General features: G+C 63.7%; 17 protein-coding genes. 6 read left to right on the plus strand and 11 right to left on the minus strand.

Translation table 11 applies throughout. The features are described from left to right. Positions 1 to 12: 12 nt before the first annotated feature. The 3 genes from mnmA to ACOGXC_RS05610 form a co-directional block, all read right to left on the minus strand. On the minus strand, positions 13 to 1,122 hold the full coding sequence (mnmA, locus tag ACOGXC_RS05600) for a tRNA 2-thiouridine(34) synthase MnmA (protein WP_419919718.1): 1,110 nt from the start codon (positions 1,120 to 1,122) through the stop codon (positions 13 to 15). Between the two features lie 72 nt (positions 1,123 to 1,194). Continuing rightward, positions 1,195 to 2,349, minus strand: a complete 1,155-nt coding sequence (locus ACOGXC_RS05605) for a cysteine desulfurase family protein (protein WP_419919719.1) — start codon at positions 2,347 to 2,349, stop codon at positions 1,195 to 1,197. Between the two features lie 107 nt (positions 2,350 to 2,456). Beyond that, a complete protein-coding gene (locus ACOGXC_RS05610) occupies positions 2,457 to 3,113 on the minus strand; it encodes a hypothetical protein (RefSeq protein WP_419919720.1) in 657 nt (218 codons plus the stop codon). Positions 3,114 to 3,251: 138 nt separating this feature from the next. Here ACOGXC_RS05610 and ACOGXC_RS05615 point away from each other — a divergent pair, with 138 nt between their 5' ends. Then, complete coding sequence (locus ACOGXC_RS05615; RefSeq protein ID WP_419919721.1) at positions 3,252 to 3,683, plus strand: SRPBCC family protein; 432 nt, start codon at positions 3,252 to 3,254, stop codon at positions 3,681 to 3,683. An 18-nt stretch (positions 3,684 to 3,701) separates the two neighbouring features. Here ACOGXC_RS05615 and ACOGXC_RS05620 read toward each other — a convergent pair whose 3' ends face one another. The 3 genes from ACOGXC_RS05620 to ACOGXC_RS05630 all read right to left on the minus strand — a co-directional run bounded on the left by ACOGXC_RS05620 (position 3,702) and on the right by ACOGXC_RS05630 (position 6,877). Next, positions 3,702 to 4,394 (minus strand): rhomboid family intramembrane serine protease, encoded by a 693-nt coding sequence (locus tag ACOGXC_RS05620; protein WP_419919722.1) that lies wholly within the window; start codon positions 4,392 to 4,394, stop codon positions 3,702 to 3,704. 68 nt (positions 4,395 to 4,462) lie between these two features. Further along, on the minus strand, positions 4,463 to 6,544 hold the full coding sequence (locus ACOGXC_RS05625) for a hypothetical protein (RefSeq protein WP_419919723.1): 2,082 nt from the start codon (positions 6,542 to 6,544) through the stop codon (positions 4,463 to 4,465). Between the two features lie 69 nt (positions 6,545 to 6,613). Continuing rightward, complete coding sequence (locus tag ACOGXC_RS05630; RefSeq protein ID WP_419919724.1) at positions 6,614 to 6,877, minus strand: NifU family protein; 264 nt, start codon at positions 6,875 to 6,877, stop codon at positions 6,614 to 6,616. Between the two features lie 254 nt (positions 6,878 to 7,131). Between ACOGXC_RS05630 and ACOGXC_RS05635 the strand changes: the two genes are divergently transcribed. Then, positions 7,132 to 8,010: a type IV toxin-antitoxin system AbiEi family antitoxin gene (locus ACOGXC_RS05635; protein WP_419919725.1), complete on the plus strand. Its 879-nt coding sequence runs from the start codon at positions 7,132 to 7,134 to the stop codon at positions 8,008 to 8,010. Continuing rightward, the gene (locus tag ACOGXC_RS05640) at positions 8,010 to 8,828 is read left to right on the plus strand and encodes a nucleotidyl transferase AbiEii/AbiGii toxin family protein (protein WP_419919726.1); all 819 of its coding nucleotides are present in this window, start codon (positions 8,010 to 8,012) and stop codon (positions 8,826 to 8,828) included. The genes ACOGXC_RS05635 and ACOGXC_RS05640 overlap by 1 nt, the downstream gene beginning before the upstream one ends. Positions 8,829 to 8,908: 80 nt before the next feature. On the opposite strand, the gene ACOGXC_RS05645 is transcribed toward ACOGXC_RS05640, so the two are convergent. Both ACOGXC_RS05645 and murA read right to left on the minus strand, forming a co-directional pair. Next, positions 8,909 to 10,168, minus strand: a complete 1,260-nt coding sequence (locus ACOGXC_RS05645; RefSeq protein ID WP_419919727.1) for an RCC1 domain-containing protein — start codon at positions 10,166 to 10,168, stop codon at positions 8,909 to 8,911. A 202-nt stretch (positions 10,169 to 10,370) separates the two neighbouring features. Beyond that, positions 10,371 to 11,663: a UDP-N-acetylglucosamine 1-carboxyvinyltransferase gene (murA, locus tag ACOGXC_RS05650; protein WP_419919728.1), complete on the minus strand. Its 1,293-nt coding sequence runs from the start codon at positions 11,661 to 11,663 to the stop codon at positions 10,371 to 10,373. Positions 11,664 to 11,771: 108 nt separating this feature from the next. On the opposite strand from murA, the gene ACOGXC_RS05655 reads away from it, so the two are divergent. Continuing rightward, a complete protein-coding gene (locus ACOGXC_RS05655) occupies positions 11,772 to 13,373 on the plus strand; it encodes an MFS transporter (RefSeq protein ID WP_419919729.1) in 1,602 nt (533 codons plus the stop codon). A 26-nt stretch (positions 13,374 to 13,399) separates the two neighbouring features. On the opposite strand, the gene ACOGXC_RS05660 is transcribed toward ACOGXC_RS05655, so the two are convergent. Next, a complete protein-coding gene (locus tag ACOGXC_RS05660; RefSeq protein WP_419919730.1) occupies positions 13,400 to 14,206 on the minus strand; it encodes a hypothetical protein in 807 nt (268 codons plus the stop codon). A gap of 172 nt (positions 14,207 to 14,378) precedes the next feature. Between ACOGXC_RS05660 and glpX the strand changes: the two genes are divergently transcribed. Further along, a complete protein-coding gene (gene glpX / locus ACOGXC_RS05665) occupies positions 14,379 to 15,338 on the plus strand; it encodes a class II fructose-bisphosphatase (protein WP_419920022.1) in 960 nt (319 codons plus the stop codon). 85 nt (positions 15,339 to 15,423) lie between these two features. Here glpX and ACOGXC_RS05670 read toward each other — a convergent pair whose 3' ends face one another. Then, positions 15,424 to 16,227, minus strand: coding sequence for an SDR family NAD(P)-dependent oxidoreductase (locus tag ACOGXC_RS05670; protein WP_419919731.1), 804 nt, complete (start codon positions 16,225 to 16,227; stop codon positions 15,424 to 15,426). Between the two features lie 173 nt (positions 16,228 to 16,400). Here ACOGXC_RS05670 and ACOGXC_RS05675 point away from each other — a divergent pair, with 173 nt between their 5' ends. After that, positions 16,401 to 17,135 (plus strand): hypothetical protein, encoded by a 735-nt coding sequence (locus ACOGXC_RS05675; protein ID WP_419919732.1) that lies wholly within the window; start codon positions 16,401 to 16,403, stop codon positions 17,133 to 17,135. Positions 17,136 to 17,168: 33 nt separating this feature from the next. Here the strand turns inward: ACOGXC_RS05675 and ACOGXC_RS05680 are convergent, their stop codons facing one another. Next, positions 17,169 to 17,426, minus strand: a complete 258-nt coding sequence (locus tag ACOGXC_RS05680; protein WP_419919733.1) for a F0F1 ATP synthase subunit epsilon — start codon at positions 17,424 to 17,426, stop codon at positions 17,169 to 17,171.

The following is a 17,426-nucleotide window of genomic DNA, read 5'->3' on the forward strand; positions in this document are numbered from 1 at the left end:
GGTTTCAACAGGTCACGCTGCCACCCCGCCGCCTATAACCAGATCACCCTGGTAGAACACCAGGGCTTGGCCGGGGGCTACTCGCCGCTGCGGCTCAACCCAACGGATCTCGCAACTGCCCCCTCCTCTGCTGGCGGTAACGGTGCCGACCATGGGGGCGGGGTGCGGGCCGCCTGGTTCGCCCTCCCTTGCTCTGCTTTCCGTAACCGTGCCGACCATGGGGGTACCGTGGGCGCTGGCCTGGATGTCCACCGGGCCGTTTACCGCCTCGCCGGTCCACTGGATGCCAATCACGTCCTGGGTGTCGGTGTAGAGATCCTCCCGCCGGCCCAGGGTGATCCGGGCCGAGGCGATGTCCACGCCGGTCACGTACCGGGGTTCATCGTTTCCGCCCAGGTTCAGCCCCCGGCGCTGTCCGATGGTCACCGCCGGCACCGACTCCACCGAGCCCAGCACCGTTCCGTCGGCATCGACCACGGTTCCCGGCATCTCGCCCAACCGCCGGGCCAGAAAGCCGCGCCTGCCCCCCGACCGGTTGGCAATGAAACACACATCCTGACTGTCGGGCTTGGCCGAGTTGCGCAGGCCCAGATCGGCAGCCCGCTCGCGGACCTCGGCCTTGGTCAGGTGACCGATCGGCAGCATCAGCCGGGCCATCTGCTGCTGGCTCAACATGTATAGCACGTAGGACTGATCCTTGGCCGTGTCCACCCCCCGCTGCACACGGGGCCCGCCGCCGGTGTCCAGCAGGCGAGCATGATGGCCGGTGGCCACCGCGTCAAAGCCCAGGGCCTCGGCCCGCACCATCAGCTTGTCGAACTTGATGTGCCGGTTGCACTCGATGCAGGGGTTGGGGGTAAGCCCGCCGGCGTGGCCATCCACATAGGGGGTTACCACCCGCTGCTCGAAGGCATCGCCGAAGTTGAACACGTGATGCTCCAGACCCAGCCGGTCGGCCACCCGGCGGGCATCCTGCACATCTGACACCGAGCAGCAGCCGGTGTCCGACTCCCCTCCCCACAGCTTGAGGGTGACCCCCACCACATCGTGACCCTGCTCGGCCAGCAGCCCCGCAGCCACCGACGAGTCCACTCCTCCCGACATGGCGGCCAGAACCCTCATTTCGTCACCTCCGGTACTGGGTGGTGGCTGGGGGTTGCTCCCTTCGACATGGCAGCCAGAACTCTCATGGCTTCAGCCCGGGCCGTGGGCGCGGAGGCGGGCGACCGCGGTGGGGATGGCGGCCAGCGCCCGGTCGATGTCGCTCTCGGTGGTCTCGTAGCCCAGCGACAGGCGCAGCGATCCCCCGGCCAGCCCCCGGTCGTAGCCCATGGCCGCCAGGACATGCGACGGATCCTGAGCGCCGCTGGAGCACGACGAGGCGGCCGACGCGTACACCCCGGCATCCTCCAGCAAGAACAGCAGGGCCTCCGACTCAATGCCCTCGAAACACAAATGGACCGACCCGGCCACCTTGGCCGACCGGTCTCCGGTTTCCACCACCCCTTCCACCGTACCCAGCACCCCGCCGGCCAGCCGATCCCGCAGCCGGGCCAGTCGGACCACCTGGTCGTCCCGGTTCTTCACCACGACCTCGGCGGCGGCGGCCATGCCCACGATGCCGGCCGCGTTGTGGGTGCCCGAGCGCAGCCCCCACTCCTGGCCGCCCCCCAGCAGCAGCGGGGACAGTTCCACCCCGGCGCGCACCACCAACGCCCCTACCCCCTTGGGCCCCCCGAACTTGTGAGCACTCACCGAGATCATGCCGGCTCCGGCGGCGGCGGTGGCCACGTCCAGCCAGGGAAAGGCCTGCACCGCGTCGGTGTGCAGCACGGCCCGGGGAGCAGCCGAGCGCACCACCTCGGCCACCCGGCTCAGAGGCTGCACCATGCCGGTCTCGTTGTTGGCCAGCATCACCGATACCACGGTCACGTCCTCGTCCAGGGCCGCGGCCAGGGCCTCGCAATCAATGACCCCGGTGCTGTCCACCGCCACCACCCGGCCCCCCAGGTGCTCCACCGGCTCCAGCACCGCGTGATGCTCGATGGCCGAGCACACCGGCACCCCGCCCGCTCGCCGGTAACGGCCGACCACGGCCAGGTTGTCGCTCTCGGTGCCCCCGCCGGTGAACACGATCTCACCGGGTTCGGCCCCGAGGGCCTCGGCCATCAGGTCACGGGCATCGTCAATCCGCCGCCGGGTGGCCCGGGCCAAGCAGTGCGCTCCGGTCGGGTTGGCGTAAAGCTCCCGGTGCAGCGGAGCCATCGCCTCAGCCGCCTCCCGGCACAGCGGGGTGGAGGCGGCATTATCCAGGTAGGCAACCTCGTCAGGCCCTGCGGATGCATTCATTGGGGGTTCGCTTTCATACCGGCACCTGCTGAGGTCGCGTAGAAGAGCAGTTCATGTCGGCACTCGTCTAGGTCGAGGAGAAGAGCAGTGTTCGTACCGGCACCCGCTTAGATCGCGGGGAAGACCAGATCGTCGCGCTGGGAGCGTTTCAGCTCGGCGAATGACGGCCATGAGGCCAGGGTCACCACCGCGTCCCACAGGCGCACCGAATCCTCCGGCGGCGGGAGTTGACTCACCACCGGTCCGAAGAACGAGGTGGTCCCCCGATCATGGTGAAACGTGATGATCGGGGTGCCCACATCCGGCCCCGTGCGCCTCAGCGCCTCCTGGGTGGAGTCCCGCAGGGCATCGTCCAACGACTCGTCCCCGGCCCGGCCGGCCAGCTCCCGGGCCACGCCGATTCGCTCCAGCGCGGCGGCCAGGTGCTCTTCGGAGGCCACCTTGTCCATTGATGAGCGGATGTTGGGGTCGGGGTTCCAGATGGTGTGCCCGTAGGCGGTGTACAGCGGGCCGACCGCCGCTGGTCCGTGCTCCTGGCGCACCGCTTGAGCCACCCGCAGCATCCGCCGACCCTTGTGGTGCAGCTCCCGGTAGCCGTCGGGAAAGCCGTCGTAGTCGCTGTTCTCGTTCAGGATCGACAAGCAGATAAACCGCCAGTCCACCGAATAGTCCCGCTGGCGAACCACCTCGGTCACCCATCGAGAGGTGATCCAGGCAAACGGGCAGATGGGATCCCAGAAGAACTCGATGTCGGTATCGGCCATGCCCATGATCCTACGGCTCGTGCCGCCACAAACCGGCCATCAAAACCGATCCGGCGATCCAGCTAAACCGGCCATCCAGCTAAACCGGCCATCAAAACCGATCCGGTGATCCAGCTAAACCGGCCATAAACTTGGGGGGTGGCCAGAATCCGGGTATCCACAACCATCGAGGCCCCCCTGGATGCGGTCTGGGAGTATGTGCGTCGCATCGACCGCCATACGGAGTGGATGGCCGACGCCCGGTCGATCGCCTTCAGCAGCCCTCAAACCGAGGGGGTGGGCACGGCCTTCGAGTGCCTCACCCAAATAGGCCCCTTCCGGCTCACCGACACCATGGTGGTTACCGAGTGGATCGAAGGGGCCGCCATCGGTGTACGCCACACCGGTCTGGTTGCCGGCGAGGGCCGCTTCACCCTGAGGGCCGCCGGAACCAATCGCACCGAGTTCTGCTGGGCCGAGGAGTTGCGCTTTCCCTGGTGGATGGGAGGCCCGCTGGGCGACATAATCGGGGCCCGCATCCTCGAATGGGTGTGGCGGCGCAACCTCAAGACCCTGCGCAACCAATTCTGAACCCACCCCCGCCGGCCCTCATGCCCAGCGGGTGGCGGCCCAGAGGGCACCGGCGAAGGAACCGGCAGCGACGACGACCGCAACCAGCAGGATGATCGCGATGGGGTGGTACTGCCGCCGGAAGGCCTGAGCCGTGGCCATCCCCACGATGAACCCGCCGAGGAGTCCACCGATGTGGCCACCCAGCGAGATCGACCGAACGAAGAGGCTGATCGCCAGGTTGATGATCAGGATCATCCCCAGCGGGGTCCGGAACAAGCTCACCCCCTGGTTCAGGGACAGAGCTGCGTAAGCACCCAGCAGCCCGAAGATGGCTCCCGATGCCCCAGCCACCAGCGCGTCGGGAGTTTCCAGGAGGGCTCCGAACGACCCGCTCACCAGCGACGAGAAATACACCGCAGCAAACGGGATCCGGCCCAGGGACTGCTCCAGTATCAACCCCAATATGAAGAGCGAGTACATGTTGACCGCCAGATGAAACAGTCCATGGTGCAGGAACCCGCCGGTGAACACCCTCCACCACTCGTTGAGCACATCGATGGCTACTCCCCGAGTGGCGGCCTCGAGGATCAGACCATTTTCGCTTGGTGTGCCGGTAAGGCTGTCCCCCAAGGCCACGCTCGCAATGAACACAGCCACATTGGTGGCAATAAGCATCTGGGTGACGATCACATGGCTGCTGAACCATGTACCCGTTTGCTGTGGAACCATACCGAAGCAGAGGCTACAGCCCCACCAGCGAGCCACCACTCACCAGATCTAGAGCCACGACCACCCCTTTACACAATGCGGAGGTTGTGTCTGCCCCAGCAGGTTATGGTGCCATCGGTGCGTATCCCGCAGGTGTGGACATTGCTGGTGGTGATGGCGGTGAATCGTCCCTTTGGGGCTTTCGTCTGACCGTATTCGTTGTCTCCCCAGCAGGTGATGGTGTTGTCGGTATGCAACCCGCACGAGTGAGATGAGCCGGCGGTGATGGCGGTGAATTGTCCCTCCGGCGCTTCGGTCTGACCGTATTCGTTGTCTCCCCAGCAGGTGATGGTGTTGTTGGTGCGCAACCCGCAGGCATGCCACCCACCGGCGGTGATGGCGGTGAATTGTCCCTCCGGCGCTTCCGTCTGACCGTATTCGTTGTCTCCCCAGCAGGTGATGGTGTTGTTGGTGCGCAACCCGCACGAGTGCGATGAGCCGGTGGTGATGGCGGTGAATCGTCCCTTTGGGGCTTCCGTCTGACCGTATTCGTTGTCTCCCCAGCAGGTGATGGTGTTGTTGGTGCGCAACCCGCACGAGTGCGATGAGCCGGTGGTGATGGCGGTGAATTGTCCCTCCGGCGCTTCGGTCTGACCGTATTCGTTGTCTCCCCAGCAGGTGATGGTGTTGTTGGTGCGCAACCCGCACGAGTGCGATGAGCCGGTGGTGATGGCGGTGAATTGTCCCTCCGGCGCTTCGGTCTGACCGTATTCGTTGTCTCCCCAGCAGGTGATGGTGTTGTTGGTGCGCAACCCGCAGGCATGCCACCCACTGGCGGTGATGGCAGTGAATCGTCCAGCCGGGGCCACTGCTTGGCCGGTGTCGTTATTGCCCCAGCATTCGATGGTTCTGTTGGTGCGTATCCCGCACGAGTGGTAGCTGCCGGCGGTGATGGCAGTGAATTGTCCTGCCGGTGCTACTGCTTGACCGGTGTAGTTGTCGTCCAGGTCGCTGTTGCTGCCCCAGCAAGTGATGGTTTTGTCGGTGCGTATTGCGCATGAGTGGTCCCAGCCGGCGGTGACAGCTGTGAATTGTCCTTCAGGTGCTTCTGCCCGACCACTTAGGTTGCTGCCCCAGCAGGTGATGGTGTTGTTGGTACGCAAGCCGCACGAGTGCAATAAGCTGGCGGTGATAGCTGTGAATTGTCCCCTTGGTGCTTTTGTTTGGCCAAACTCGTTGCTGCCCCAGCAGGTGATGGTGTTGTTGGTGCGTATCCCGCACGAGTGGTAGCTGCCGGCGGTGATGGCAGTGAATTGTCCTGCCGGTGCTACTGCTTGACCGGTGTAGTTGTCGTCCAGGTTGCTGTTGCTGCCCCAGCAAGTGATGGTTTTGTCGGTGCGTATTGCGCATGAGTGTGACGAGCCGGCGGTGATGGCTGTGAATTGTCCCCTTGGTGCTTTTGTTTCGCCAAACTCGTTATCGCCCCAGCAGGTGATGGTCTTGTTGGTGCGCAACCCGCATGAGTGTAACGAGCCGGTGGTGATGGCGGTGAATTGTCCTGCCGGGGCTACTGCTTGACCGGTGTAGTTGGAACCCCAGCAAGTGATGGTTTTGTCGGTGCGTATTGCGCACGAGTAGGCCCAGCCAGCAGTGATAGCGGTAAATTGGTTTGATTTAGAAAATTGAAGTGTGAGTGGGGAGCTGGCTAGCCAGCGGTTGGTGGGGGCGTTAGGGGGGAAGTAGCGGGTTTGGGGTAGCAGGCGCTCACCCCATGTGCCGTCGGGTTGGGCGGGTTGGAGGGCGAATTCAACTTTGCTGTTTTCCAGCTTGCGGGCAACGATGCGGACCTTTGCAATTCCCACAAGCAGCGAGGAGCTGGCTAGCCAGCGGTTGGTGGGGGCAGCAGGGGGGAAGTAGCGGGTTTGGGGTAGGAGGCGCTCGCCCCATGTGCCGTCGGTTTCTGCGGGTTGGAGGGCGAATTCAACTTTGCTGTTTTCCAGCTTGCGAGCGACGATGCGCACCTGTGTCGTGGTGTCATCGTTGGTGGGGTTTTGCGCTGCTGCTGAGGATGGGGCGATTGCCATAACTGCGGTCAACGACAACGCGGCGACGCAGGCAGCCGCCAACTGCTTCCCCAACACGGTGGGAACTCCGATTTGCCTCTTTGCCATGGATCTTCCTCTTTCCTGGCCATACCGCAGAGCGGCCCAAGTCTAAAGCGTTTTCGATCGGTGTGGAGGCTACAGACCTACCGGTGAGCCGTCGCTCAGCAGGGTTTGGCCGATGTTCACCACCTCGGTGATCCCTTCCACCCGGTCCTTGAGGATTCGTTCCACCCCGGCTTTCAGGGTGACGGTTGAGGCGGGACAGCTCACGCAGGCTCCCACCAGCTCTACGGTGACCACGCCGGTGGTCTCGTTCACCTCTCGCAAGTAGATGTCCCCGTTGTCGGCCTGCACCGCGGGGCGGATGGCTTCGATCACCTTGGCAACGGCCTCCTGCACTCCCCCATTGTCTCAACCAGGGATCGCTTCGCCAACCTCGCCGTCAAACTCCTCAACTATGAGGGCTCCCACCCGCCGAGTCGGGACCACCCCTACCCACAGCGTAGAGAATCATACATAGTGCTAGCTATATACCCTCTGACATGGGGTTTTAGCCCTGCGAAAGTGGATGAGGGTGTCTGCGGGCTGTAGCCGCGCTGCTGTCACACACAAGCTCCGCTACAAATTGTGTGTCGATATAGTAGTCTGTACGTATGGGTTTGGTCGCTGCGCGTGAACTCTCGGAGTGGATGATCAGTCAGGAACGCACTTTCGCTTCCGCGGGTGAGATCGCCCGCTGGCTCGGCTGCTCTCAACTTCAGGTTCCGCACCGTCTCCGAGGGGCGCGACAGGCAGGTGAAATGGTTTGCGTAACCACCGGAGGCTGGGTGCCTGCCCGCAATCATCGAATCTGGGTGGATTCGTTCCTCGACGAAATGATGCGTTACCTCGGTCACCCCTACTATGTGGGATACCTCACCGCTGCCAGCATTTACGGGGTGACGCATCAAGCGATCCAAACCACCACCCTGGCTACCACCGCTGCCTTGCGGACACGTAGCATCGGGGTCCACGGAATGCGATTCGCCCGTAAAAATGACTTGGCACGGTTCCCAACCCGGAAGCGTCAGATGGTAACAGGGTGGGGAAACTCCAAGAAGGCCTTACTGTTATCTACCCCGGAGGTGACCCTGCTGGATTTGATGGAACGTCCAAAACGGCGCGGTGGGCACATTTACTTGAACGTGGTGGCCGAGATGCTGGACTCCAGGGAGACCATAGTTCCAGCACCCACCGACCCTGATGCTCCCAAGCTACGCCAAGTGTCCATGGTTGACCCCTACGAACTGGCAGACGCAGCATATCTGTACGGTCACAGCACACGGCAAAGAGCCGGATACGTGCTAGACGCAATGGCGGATTACATGGGTGTTGAGTTCGACACCGACCCGTTGCGATCCACTCTTCCGGTCAACCCACGCCGTGTTCACTATGATACCAATATCGATGAATATGACCGTGAAGAAGGCTGGGTGAAAATAGACGACCGTTGGAATGTCACCCAGTGGCGCGAATTCGACCCCGATGTCTGATGCTCAACCGTGAGACTATTAAGCAATGGAGGCAGCAGGTTCCCTGGCGTGAGGCTCAGCAGGTCGAGCAGGATTTGCTACTCGAAGCGGTTTTACATACTTGGGTAAAAGCGGAAGAGGCATTAGACAATTTTGTTCTGATCGGCGGTACTTGTCTTCACAAATTCCATATAGATAAGCAGCAAGGACGCTACTCTGAGGACATTGATGTCACATACACGGGCGATATCAAGAGGCTATGGGATGTGCTTCACTCAATAAGAGATTGTCTGGGCGATCTTGATTTTGAGGAGATTGAAGTGATCCCACCAGATTCAGCGAGGTTCCCGAAGCTGCTGCTTTACTTCACGAATATCAATGGAGGTAAGAGGAAGATCAAGTTTGAGATAAACACTGGCTTAGCCGATGTTTTGAGAGGCGAGCAGGTGATGTTGCCGTTATACACCGACTCCGATTGGATGCGGCAACAGTCATTAATACCGTGCGCTCCACTGCCTTCCATAGCTGCGATGAAAGTCCTTGCTTTAGGCGACCGTGTGAAGCCTCGCGATTTTTATGATCTTTGGGTCATGCGAGAACAGCTCGGAGTCCTTCACTCCGACCTGGAATGGTGGTTCAGACGAATGAGCCCCTCGGACCTGAAGTTACCTCGTCGCCATCGTGCTGTGAAACGCAGATTACATAAAGGTGTCGATTGGGGGGAACTGGAGAACACTTTGCCTCAAGGCACCATGCTGGACAAAACCATCAAGGCCGATATGGGTAACCTGGCTTTGAACACTCTGCACCGGCTACAACCTCAAAACACAGCACAGTAAAGATCCCCCAATCCACCGTGCAGAGACTACAAGCCCACTGGTGAGCCGTTGTTCAGCAGGTCTTTGAGTTAGGACCACCCCTACCTGATGCGTAGGTTGGAGATGCCCCAGCATTCGATGGTTTTGTCGGTGAGCAACCCGCACGAGTAGAACAAGCCGGCGGTGATGGCGGTGAACTCTCCCTCTGGGGCCACTGTCTGGCCGTAGCTGTTGTCGCCCCAGCAGGTGACAGTGCGGTTAGCGCGCAACCCGCAGGTATGCCCACTGCTGGTGGCTATGGCGGTGAACTGCCCTTGCGGGGCCTCCGTCTGCCCGGACGAGTTGCCTCCCCAGCAGGCGATGGTGTTGTTGGTTCGCAACCCGCAGGAGTGGTACTCGCCGGTGGCTATGGCGGTGAACTCTCCCTCTGGGGCCACTGCTCGGCCGTATTCGTCGTCGCCCCAGCAGGCGATGGTGCTATCGGCACGCAATCCGCAGGAGTGGTGCCAGCCGGTGGCTATGGCGGTGAACTCTCCCTCTGGGGCCACTGCTCGGCCGTATTCGTTGTCGCCCCAGCAGGTGATGGTGTTGTTGGTTCGCAATCCGCAGGCATGCAAATGGCCGGCGGCGATGGCAGTGAATTGTCCTTGTGGAGCCTCCGTCTGGCCGTATCTGTTGTCGCCCCAGCATTCGATGGTGCTGTTGTGGCGCAAACCGCAGGAGTAATACGGGCCGGCGGCGATGGCGGTGAATTGTCCTTGCGGGGCCTCCGCCTCGCCGTAGCCGTTGAGGCCCCAGCAGGCCGCGGTGCTGCCGGTGTGCAACCCGCACAAGTGGAACAATCCGGAGCTGATGGCGGTGAATTGGTTTTGCGGGAGGGTGAGGGGGGAGCTGACCAGCCAGCGGCCGGTGGGGGCACTAGGGGGGAAGTAGCGGGTTCGGGGCAGAAGGCGCTCACCCCATGTGCCGTCGGGCTGGGCGGGTTGAAGGGCGAACTCAACCCGGCCACTTTCCAGCTTGCGGGCAACGATGCGGGCCGTTGTGATTCCTACGGTGAGTGGGGAGCTGGCCAGCCAGCGGTTGGTGGGGGCACCGGGGGGGAAGTAGCGGGTTTGGGGCAGAAGGCGCTCACCCCATGTGCCGTCGGGTTGGGCGGGTTGGAGGGCGAATTCGATTTTGCTGTTTTCCAGCTTGCGGGCAACGATCCGCACCTGTGTCGTGGTGCCATCGCTGGTGGAGCTCTGCGCGGCGGCTGAGGATGAGGCTATTGCCATAACCACGGCCAACGACAATGCCACCATGCCGGCACCCGCCAACTGCTTCCACAGCACGGTGGGAACCCCGAATCGACTCCTTACCATCAATCTTCCTCCAAATGGCGGTAGCGCAGAGCAGTCTAAATGTAGAACCCCCGGTAGGGAAGCCAGGGAGGGCTCAGTTGGGTGGGGGTCCGGGGGTCTGGCAGACTCGGAGGTGTGGAAGTGCTGGCCCACCAGGGGGGATGGGACGAGATTCTCCTGCTTGCCGTTCCGCTGGTTCTGCTGGGTGGGCTCTTGTTCTTGGCTAACCGTCGGGCTTCTCGCGGCGGACGTCGGCCCCAAGGTCGCTGAGCTTGCCGACCAGGTTCTCGTAGCCCCGATCGATGTGGTGGGGGTCCAGCACCTCGGTGGTGCCGTCGGCGGCCAGGCCGGCCACCACCAGGGCTGCCCCGGCCCGGATGTCGGAAGCCCGAACCGGTGCGCCGCTCAGCCGCTCGACCCCCCGGATGACCGCATGGTGGCTCTCGGTGCGGATGTCGGCCCCCATGCGTATCAGCTCGTCGATGTAGCGGAACCGGCCGGAGAACAGGTTCTCGGTGACGATTCCCACCCCCTCGGCCACCGACAGCATGGCCACCAGCAACGGTTTGCAGTCGGTGGGCAGACCCGGGTAGGGCAGGGTCGAAACATCGGCTGAGCGCGGCCGGCCCCTGCTCATGGCCCACATGCCGTCGGGATCCGATGAGGTCCGCACTCCCATGTCCCCGAGCTTGCGGCACAGCATGGCCATGTGGTCGGGGCGGGCCCCTTGCAGGGTAATCTCCCCGCCGGCCACTCCGAGGGCGGCCAGGAATGTAGCCGCCTCGATCCGGTCGCTCATGGCGGTGTGCTCGGTGGGGTGCAACTCGCTCACTCCCTCCACCACGATGGTGGATGTTCCCGCCCCGATGACACGACCGCCCATGTGGTTGAGAAACCCGGCCAGGTCGGCTATCTCCGGTTCCCGGGCGGCGTTGTCGATCATCGTGGTTCCCCTGGCCCGAGCCGCGGCCATCATCACGTTCTCGGTGGCCCCCACGCTGGGGAACTCCAGCAGCACCGAGCTGCCCCTCAGGATGTCGGCGGTGGCGTGGATGTCACCCCCCGAGATTTCGAACCGGCACCCTATGGCCTCCAGCCCGGCAATGTGCATATCGATGGGCCGGGACCCGAAATCGTCCCCACCGGGCAAAGCCACCCGGGCCTGCCCGGCTCCGGCCAGCAGAGGGCCCAGCACCGCGGTGGAAGCCCGTAGCCGTTCGGTCAGCTCGTAGGGAACCTCGGGGTTGATGTCCGGGGGGCGGACAATGGTGAGGGTATCGCCCGACCGATCCACGGACACCCCCATGGTTCGCAGCACCTCGGTCATCACCATCACGTCTTCTATGTCGGGCACGTTGCGGATCACGTTCGTGCCCACGGTCAAAAGGCAGGCGGCCATGAGCTTGAGCACCGAGTTCTTGGCTCCGCCGATGGGCACCGTCCCCTCCAGTGGCCCACCGGGGTGCACCACGATCCGATCCTGCTGTTCCCGACTGTCCCGGTAGGTGCGCTCCACCCCACCAGTATGCCCGCCCGAACCCGCCAACCCATCCGATCCCCGCTTCGTGGATCGCGGGCCGTCCCTTTTCCGCAAGTAAACTGCCCCGCACCCATGCCCTCTGTGATGTCTCGTCGCGTCCTGGGTACCGATGTTGCCGATGAAGCGCTGAACGGTCCCGGCGGCCTGCTGACCCCCCGATCCGACATGGTCCTGGAACGCCTCGCTGAGGATGGCACCGACCAACTAGCCGGCGGTCAACTAGCCATCAACCAGCCGGCTGGCGATCAACTAGATGGCAAGAGGGAGATGGGCTGTGGGGAGGCCGTGTTCGTTGCGGTGGAGGGGCCGGTCGACCACTACTTGCGCACGGTCACCGTCGAGCCGCTCGGGCGCGACCAGGTTGTGGTCATCGAGAGGTTCGACTACCGGCTGGCCGTGCCGGTGTGGCAGGTGCTGTTCGACATTCCCTTCCGCCGCGCCCTGTGCCGGGGCCGGGAGTGGCCGTGGTGGCATCCACCGGTTCGATTCAACGCCCGGCAGGCCCGGGTGGTGGCCCTTCTGGCCATCCTGGCGGTGATCGCCGGGTTCCTGGGCACGCTGATCGGCCAGACCATCACGTTCGCCCGCCAGGAGTTCGGGTTCAGCAAGTCGGCCGAGGGGGTTGCTCTCGGGTTGATCCGGCTCAGCATCCTGGTAACGGTGGTGGTGGCCGCCCTCGGTGATCGCCAGGGACGCCGGCGCACCCTGCTGCTGGCCGCCGCCGGATCCATCACCGCGGCGGTGGCCACGGCCCCGGCCCTGGGGTTGGGCATGCTGGTGGCCACCCAGGCCGTGTCCAGGGGTCTGTCCCACGCCATGGCCCTGCTGGTGCTGGTGTTCGCCATGGAGGAGTCCCCGGCCGGGGCCCGAGCCTACGTGGCCTCGATGCTGGCACTGGCTGCCGGTCTGGGCTCGGGCCTGGTGGTCGGGTTCCTGCCCCTGGCCGACCTGGGAACATCCGGATGGCGGTTGGTCTTTTTGACGGCTCTTGCCGGTTTGCCATTGGTGGCTTACGTGGCTCGGCACCTGCCCGAATCACGGCGTTTCGAGGTTGTCCGCCGTCAACCCCGAACCCAGCGGCCGCCCGAGCATCGCTCTCGCCTGGGGTTGCTGGCGGTGACGTCATTTGCCGCTCTGGTGTTCTCAACCCCCGCGTCCCAGCTCCAGAACGATTTCTTGCGTGATGATCGGGGTTTCAGCGCCACCAGGATCACGATGTTCACCCTTCTCACCGCCTGGACCGCCGGGCCGGGCATGCTCTTTGCCGGAAAGCTGGCCGATCTCCGGGGTCGGCGGGTGATCGGTGCTCTGGGCTCGGCGGGCGGCGCGCTTTTGATTTTGTGGCACTTCACCCAGACCGGATGGCCCATGTGGGTGGTGTTCGCGGGGGGCGCATGTCTGGGGGCGGCCACCATACCGTCGCTGGGGGTGTACCGGGCCGAGCTGTTCGGCACCGCTCACCGCTCGGAGTCCAACGGGTTGCTGGGGGTGGCCTCGGTGGCGGGGAGCGCGGCGGGGCTGGCCGCCGCCGGTTTCATGGCCGATGCCTGGGGTTATGGCACCGCCTTTTCCGTTCTGGTGGCCGGCCCGATTCTTGTCGCTCTCGTCGTGATCCTGTTCTATCCCGACACCGCTCGCCGCTCCCTGGAGGACCTGAACCCCGATGACAAGCCCGATGACAAGTAGGCGAGATCGGCCATCACATGTGGCAACTACATGTACGGTCGCAGGTGATCACGCAGGGCTGTTGCGGCCTCAACCCCGGACATTTCCCCGGCCCCCGGATCGGGGTCGGTTGCCAGGATGTCTCGTAGTTGTTCGGCGCAATCCAACATCGAGCGCCAGAAGTCGGCTGTGTAACCCCACGGCAGGCTGAGCTGCGTCACCTGGTCGTGGGCGATCACGAAATCCTGCACCGCCCTGGAATCCTTGAGGGTGCGGCGCAGACGATCGGCAGCCAAAAAGAGCGCTTCCAGCACCTCGTAGGGCTCAACTCCGGGAAGTCCCGGTCCGAACCGGGGTGGGGCATCGGCACCGGCCATGCGGTCGAACAACCCGTCAACGGCCTCCTCGTCGTTTTCCCCCACCACCAGGTTGCCGTCGTCATCTGTCTCATGGGCGATGTGCTCGGACAGCAACTCGCTCAGGACCGCGGCCCTCTGGTCATCACCGAATTCATCCATCTCGTACACCACCGTGGGCTGGTTCTGGTCGAGCTCGGGCAGTTCATCCCGCAGGACTTGCTCCACCGCCCGGTCCACCGCCTCCTCGTCACGCTCGCACACGATCAGGGTCGGACCCAGCCAGGCGTGCTCCAGGGTTTGATCCCTGAGCGAGGCCTCCAGGCGGCCACGGGCGCGGTAGGACCACTCGTGGAACTCGTAGGCAAGCTGCTCCTCGTCGTGGCCTCCCACATCGGTGGCCGGCTGGGGTTGGGTGGGGAAGGTGGCCACACCGCACTCCACGCACTCCAACACGTCCTCCTCGTAAGGGGCACCGCACTGGAAGCACCAGACCATTGCCCCATGCTGACAGATCGAGATGAGCCGGCCACACCCGAAACCGCGCTCTGTCCAACCCCTGAATCGAAGTGTTGGGAACCTGTTGGCGGATAGTGCCTTTGGCGGTTCGGTGGCATTACGGTTGGGCAACGTGAATGCATCGCCCGAGACCCCCGACCGCAACCTGGCGATGGAGCTGGTCCGGGTTACCGAGGTAGCCGCTCTGGCGGCTTCGCGGTGGATGGGTCGGGGTGACAAGGAGGGGGCCGACGGTGCCGCAGTCGAGGCCATGCGAGTGCTGCTGCGGACCGTACCCATGGACGGGGTGGTGGTGATTGGCGAGGGCGAGAAGGACGAAGCGCCCATGCTCTACAACGGGGAGTTGATCGGCGATGGATCACCCCCGGAGTGCGACATAGCCGTTGATCCCATCGATGGCACCACGCTCACCTCGTTGGGCCGGAGCAACGCCCTGTCGGTGATCGCTGTCTCCGAGCGGGGCACCATGTTCAACCCCGGCCCCTGCGTGTACATGGAGAAGATCGCCTTCGGCCCGGAGTGCGCCGGCCACGGTATCTCACTGGACAACTCCCCCACCCAGAACCTGGAGCTGGTGGCCGAGGCCAAGAGCGAGTCGGTGCGAGATGTGACCGCTGTCATACTGGATCGGGACCGCCACGCCGAGCTGATTGCCGAGGTGCGCGAGGCCGGGGCCCGCATTCGTCTGATTCCCGATGGTGACGTGGCCGGGGCCATCTCGACCGCATGGGCCGACTCGGGGGCCGACATCCTGTTCGGTATCGGAGGCACCCCCGAGGGGGTGATTTCGGCTGCGGCCCTGAAATGCATGGGTGGTGAGATGCTGGGACGGCTCTGGCCCCGCAACGACCGGGAGAGGAAGGCAGCGGAAAAGAGGGGAATGGACCTGGGGGCCACGCTCACCGCCAATGATCTGGTTCGCAGCAACAACTGCTTTTTCGCCGCCACCGGAATCACCGACGGGGACCTGCTCAGGGGGGTTCACTACAGCAAGCAGCACGCCAGCACCCAGTCGCTGGTAATGCGGTCCAAGTCGGGCACCGTCCGGTTGGTCAACGCCACCCACCAGATGAGAAAGCTGACCAGCTTCTCCGCGGTGGAGTTCGGCTAGCAGCCCCCAGTTCGGCTAGTAACCCGGTTCGGCTAGCAGCCCCCAGTTCGGCTAGTGGCCCGGTTCGGCTAGTAACCCGGTTCGGCTAGCGGCGGCGGGCGGCCCAGCCTATGGCTATTCGCCGCAGACGGCGGGGAGCTTTGGTGGTCACCACCGAGTAGACCCGGTTGAGCCGTCCGGTCACCACCTCGGCTCGACCCCTGACCGCAGCGGCCAGCGCCTCGGTGGCCACGGCATCGGCATCCTGCCAACCCACCGACGGCCAGCGATTGAGATCCCAACCTCCCCGCTGGTGGAACTCGGTGCGGGTCAGCCCGGGCAGCACAGTGGTGACCACCACCCCGTTGGGTTTCATCTCCTCGTGAAGAGCTTCGCCCAGGCTGGTGATGAATGCCTTGGTGGCGGCGTAGACCGCGGTCATGGGCATCCCCTGGAGCGAGGCCATGGATGACACGAGAATCACCTGGCCGCGACCCCGGGCGGTCATCGGCCCCAGCGCGGCATGGGTCAGCCGCACCAGCGCTACCAGGTTCACCCCAATGGTTTCGGACACCTCTGAGCTGCTCTGGGTGTGGAAGGGCCCTTCGTAGCCCAAGCCGGCGTTGTTCACCAAAAGGTCGATGGGGGCCTCGCTAGCCGTCACTCTCCGTTCCACCTCGGCCAGGTCATCAGGGTCGGACAGATCCGCGGCCAGCACCTCCACGTCGGGCCCGGTGCCGCCGGCCCGCAGCTCCCCCGCCAGCGCCTCCAGCCGGTCGCGGTTGCGGGACACCAGCACCAGATCGGTCCCGGCATCGGCCAAGCGGACGGCGATGGCTCGACCAATGCCGGCGGATGCCCCCGTTACCAGCGCCCGATCCCAGGACCGCCCCTCAACCCGATTCCTCAAGAACAGATATGTTAGCGCTACAAGCTCGGGCCAGGATCAATGCCGTCACCGCTGCCAGCTATAACACGCGGCCATGGCTCTAAACCCCTTCCCCGCTGTGGCCGGGTGGATGGAGAGACGGAGCGACGGCATCGCCCTTGCATCACCTGTAACGCTTGGGGCTATAATTTTCCATGGCTTTCGGGGGCTGGGGTGATGATGACGACTCCGATGGGGGCTCCGGCGGTTGGGGTGGTGGTGGCTCCGATGGGGGTTTTGGCGGCTGGGGTGGTGGTGGCTCCGATGAGAGTTCAAGTGGCTGGGGCGATGACGACGACTCCGATGTGAGTTTTGGTGGTTGGGGTTCTGGGGATGATGATGATTCCGATGAGGGTTTTGGTGGTTGGGGTTCTGGGGATGATGATGATGATTCCGATGAGGGTTTTGGTGGTTGGGGTTCTGGGGATGATGATGATGATTCCGATGTGGGTTTTGGTGGTTGGGGTTCTGGGGATGATGATGATGATGATTCCGATGAGGGTTCAAGTGGCCGGGACGATGACAAGGACTCCGATGAGGGTTCAAGTGGCCGGGACGATGACAAGGACTCCGATGAGGGTTCAAGTGGCCGGGACGATGACAAGGACTCCGATGAGAGTTCAAGTGGCTGGAGCGATGGTGATAGGGACAACTCCGATTTGGTCATCGCGGGCACAGCGACCTTGGCTGCCGCGAACATTGCCCGAGAGAGGAAGAAGGCTGCCAGGGCCCGCTACAAGAAACGGGCAGCGGCCGCCTTTGTCATCTGGCAAGCGATGAAGCGAAACACTGCCACCCGGAGCGCCGCGCGCAGGAAAGCTAGGGCTGCCTACAACGCTGAGCTTCGTGCGGCTGCCGCCGAAAAACGGGCTACGAAGCGAGGGAAATAAGTACCGTTACCGCTGCCAGCTATGCGGAGGCAGTCAGGATACGGTGGCGGTGTCGCTGAGTACGGCTACGTTGTCGTGGGCGATTTCCACGAAGCCCCGCTCCACTGCGATGGTGGTCTTGGTGCCGTCGGTGGTGTACACCCGCACATCGCCGGGAACCAGAACTCCCAGAAAGGGCACGTGGCCGGGTTGGAACGCGATCTCCCCGTCGGTGGTGCGGGCCACAACCATCTCGGCTTCGCCGGAGTAGACGATCTCCTCGGGGGAGACTAGCTCGATGCTCAAAGCCAT

The sequence above is a fragment of the Candidatus Poriferisocius sp. genome (assembly GCF_965202595.1).
Lineage (GTDB): Bacteria > Actinomycetota > Acidimicrobiia > Acidimicrobiales > Bin134 > Poriferisocius.

Excerpts from the sequence above, each read along its gene's own strand:
- ACOGXC_RS05660 (WP_419919730.1), bottom strand. The coding sequence starts at position 14,206 with ATGGTCTGGTGCTTCCAGTGCGGTGCCCCTTACGAGGAGGACGTGTTG.
- mnmA (WP_419919718.1), bottom strand. The coding sequence starts at position 1,122 with ATGAGGGTTCTGGCCGCCATGTCGGGAGGAGTGGACTCGTCGGTGGCT.
- ACOGXC_RS05635 (WP_419919725.1), top strand. The coding sequence starts at position 7,132 with ATGGGTTTGGTCGCTGCGCGTGAACTCTCGGAGTGGATGATCAGTCAG.
- ACOGXC_RS05675 (WP_419919732.1), top strand. The coding sequence starts at position 16,401 with ATGGCTTTCGGGGGCTGGGGTGATGATGACGACTCCGATGGGGGCTCC.
- ACOGXC_RS05610 (WP_419919720.1), bottom strand. The coding sequence starts at position 3,113 with ATGGCCGATACCGACATCGAGTTCTTCTGGGATCCCATCTGCCCGTTT.
- ACOGXC_RS05655 (WP_419919729.1), top strand. The coding sequence starts at position 11,772 with ATGTCTCGTCGCGTCCTGGGTACCGATGTTGCCGATGAAGCGCTGAAC.
- ACOGXC_RS05680 (WP_419919733.1), bottom strand. The coding sequence starts at position 17,426 with ATGGCTTTGAGCATCGAGCTAGTCTCCCCCGAGGAGATCGTCTACTCC.
- ACOGXC_RS05605 (WP_419919719.1), bottom strand. The coding sequence starts at position 2,349 with ATGAATGCATCCGCAGGGCCTGACGAGGTTGCCTACCTGGATAATGCC.
- ACOGXC_RS05645 (WP_419919727.1), bottom strand. The coding sequence starts at position 10,168 with ATGGTAAGGAGTCGATTCGGGGTTCCCACCGTGCTGTGGAAGCAGTTG.
- glpX (WP_419920022.1), top strand. The coding sequence starts at position 14,379 with ATGGAGCTGGTCCGGGTTACCGAGGTAGCCGCTCTGGCGGCTTCGCGG.
- ACOGXC_RS05625 (WP_419919723.1), bottom strand. The coding sequence starts at position 6,544 with ATGGCAAAGAGGCAAATCGGAGTTCCCACCGTGTTGGGGAAGCAGTTG.
- ACOGXC_RS05640 (WP_419919726.1), top strand. The coding sequence starts at position 8,010 with ATGCTCAACCGTGAGACTATTAAGCAATGGAGGCAGCAGGTTCCCTGG.
- ACOGXC_RS05620 (WP_419919722.1), bottom strand. The coding sequence starts at position 4,394 with ATGGTTCCACAGCAAACGGGTACATGGTTCAGCAGCCATGTGATCGTC.